Annotated in this window: 4 protein-coding genes; all 4 read left to right on the forward strand. The window is 71.5% G+C overall.

From position 1 onward, the window contains the following. Positions 1 to 616: prephenate dehydrogenase (locus ACTWQJ_RS49995; RefSeq protein ID WP_443312983.1), on the forward strand; the 616-nt coding region annotated here is incomplete at its 5' end. 135 nt (positions 617 to 751) lie between these two features. Next, the gene (gene cmk / locus ACTWQJ_RS50000) at positions 752 to 1,447 is read left to right on the forward strand and encodes a (d)CMP kinase (RefSeq protein WP_443312984.1); all 696 of its coding nucleotides are present in this window, start codon (positions 752 to 754) and stop codon (positions 1,445 to 1,447) included. A gap of 56 nt (positions 1,448 to 1,503) precedes the next feature. Further along, the gene (locus ACTWQJ_RS50005) at positions 1,504 to 2,091 is read left to right on the forward strand and encodes a lysophospholipid acyltransferase family protein (protein WP_443312986.1); all 588 of its coding nucleotides are present in this window, start codon (positions 1,504 to 1,506) and stop codon (positions 2,089 to 2,091) included. Positions 2,092 to 2,166: 75 nt separating this feature from the next. Next, on the forward strand, positions 2,167 to 2,667 hold a 501-nt coding region (locus ACTWQJ_RS50010), incomplete at its 3' end, for a GTPase (RefSeq protein ID WP_443312985.1).

Raw genomic sequence — 2,667 nt, forward strand, 5'->3', positions numbered from 1 at the left:
CCGTGCCGTCCCGGTCGTCATGGACGCCGACATCTACGACCGTGCGGTGGCCCTCGTCTCCCACATGCCCCACCTGGTGTCCAGCATGGTCGCCGCGCGTCTGGAGAACGCCGAGGAGGCCGCCGTACGACTGTGCGGGCAGGGCATCCGTGACGTGACCCGGATCGCCGCCTCCGATCCCCGGATGTGGATCGACATCCTCTCCGCGAACCCCGGGCCGGTCGCCGACCTCCTCGCGGACGTCTCCGCCGACCTCGACGAGACGGTCCGCGCGCTGCGCGCCCTGCAGTCCTCCGACGAGGCCAAGCGGCGCGAGGGCACCGTCGGCATCGAGGACGTCCTGCGGCGCGGCAACGCGGGCCAGGTCCGCGTCCCCGGCAAGCACGGATCCGCTCCGCGGGTGTACGAGGTCGTGGCCGTGCTCATCGACGACCAGCCGGGCCAGCTGGCCCGCATCTTCGCGGACGCGGGACGGGCGGGCGTCAACATCGAGGACGTACGCATCGAGCACGCGACCGGGCAGCAGGCGGGTCTGGTGCAGCTGATGGTGGAGCCCAAGGCGGCGCCCGTGCTGAGTGCCGCGCTGCGCGAGCGGGGCTGGGCGATCCGGCAGTAGGTGCCGGGGTGGGGTGGCCCACCGCGTCGGGAGGTGCCGTGCGGCCGGACGAGTGACCCGAACCCAGTAACCTTGTGCGGGGCACGATCGCGCCCCGCACACTCACACCACACCGCACCAGGAAGGTGTCCCCCCGTGGAAAACGGCGCCGTTCGGACCGCCCAGCCCGTGATTGTCGCCATCGACGGCCCCTCCGGCACGGGCAAGTCGAGCACGTCGAAGGCCGTGGCGGCGCAGCTCGGCCTGAGCTACCTGGACACCGGCGCCCAGTACCGGGCGATCACCTGGTGGATGGTGACCAACGGCATCGACATCGACGACCCGTCCGCGATCGCCGCCGTGGCCGGCAAGCCGGACATCGTCTCCGGCACCGACCCGGCGGGCCCGACGATCACGGTGGACGGCGTGGACGTCGCCGGCCCGATCCGCACCCAGGAGGTCACCTCCAAGGTCAGCGCGGTGAGCGCGGTGCCCGAGGTGCGCGCCCGGATCACCGAGCTGCAGCGCTCCATCGCCTCCGCTACCGAGAACGGCATCGTCGTCGAGGGCCGCGACATCGGTACGACCGTGCTGCCCGACGCCGATCTGAAGATCTTCCTCACCGCCTCCCCGGAGGCCCGTGCCGCCCGCCGCAGCGGCGAGCTGAAGGGCGTGGACATCCACACCACCCGCGATGCCCTGATCAAGCGGGACGCCGCCGACTCCAGCCGCAAGACCTCGCCGCTCGCCAAGGCGGACGACGCGGTCGAGGTGGACACCACCGACCTCACGCTGCCGCAGGTCATCGAGTGCGTCGTCACCCTCGTCGAGGAGAAGCGGGCAGGGAAGTGAGCGAGGTGCCGACGGCGCGGGGCGCCGAGGTCGGGCGGCGCATCGGCGTCGGCCTGATGTACGGGCTGTGGAAGCCGCGCGTGCTCGGCGCCTGGCGGGTGCCCGCGGCCGGTCCGGCGATCCTCGCCGTGAACCACTCCCACAACATCGACGGCCCGATGGTCATGGGAGTGGCACCCCGGCCGACGCACTTCCTGGTCAAGAAGGAGGCGTTCGTCGGCCCGCTCGACCCGTTCCTGACCCGCATCGGCCAGCTGAAGGTCGACCGCGACACGACCGACCGGGCAGCGATCACGCGGGCCCTCGACGTGCTGTCCGCCGACGGCGTCCTCGGCATCTTCCCGGAGGGCACCCGCGGCGAGGGCGACTTCGCCGCACTGCGCGCCGGCCTCGCGTACTTCGCGGTGCGCAGCGGCGCCCCGATCGTGCCGGTGGCCGTGCTGGGAAGTTCCGAGCGGCAGGGACGGTTGATAAAGGGGCTGCCCCCGCTGCGGCACCGCATCGACGTCGTCTTCGGCGAACCCTTCGAGGCGGGCGACGGCAGCGGACGGCGCACTCGCACGGCGCTGGACGAGGCGACCGAGCGCATCCAGAAACAGCTCACCGAGCACCTGGAAAACGCCAGGCGCCTTACCGGGCGCTGAGCGACACTGAGTAGTGGATCACCCGATATCGGGTACTCCACCGATCACCACGATGAACGACGAGGTACGGACTTCATGAACGACCACATCCAGCCCGACGGCTCGGACGCGTTCGAGCACGATCACGGGGCGCTCGGCGACGCCGAGTACGCGGAGTTCATGGAGCTCGCCGCGGAAGAGGGCTTCGACCTCGAGGAGGTCGAGGGTGCCATCGAGGCGGCCGGGCACGGACCGCTGCCCGTACTCGCCGTCGTCGGCCGTCCGAATGTCGGCAAGTCGACTCTGGTGAACCGCATCATCGGCCGCCGCGAGGCCGTCGTCGAGGACAAGCCGGGTGTCACCCGCGACCGCGTCACCTACGAGGCCGAGTGGGCGGGCCGCCGCTTCAAGGTCGTCGACACCGGCGGCTGGGAGCAGGACGTCTTCGGTATCGACGCCTCCGTGGCCGCGCAGGCCGAGTTCGCGATCGAGGCGGCCGACGCGGTCGTCTTCGTCGTCGACGCCAAGGTGGGCGCCACCGACACCGACGAGGCGGTCGTACGACTGCTGCGCAAGGCCGGCAAGCCCGTCGTGCTG

Origin of the sequence: Streptomyces sp. KR55 (assembly GCF_052245645.1) — a bacterium.
GTDB classification, from domain to species: domain Bacteria; phylum Actinomycetota; class Actinomycetes; order Streptomycetales; family Streptomycetaceae; genus Streptomyces; species Streptomyces flavusporus.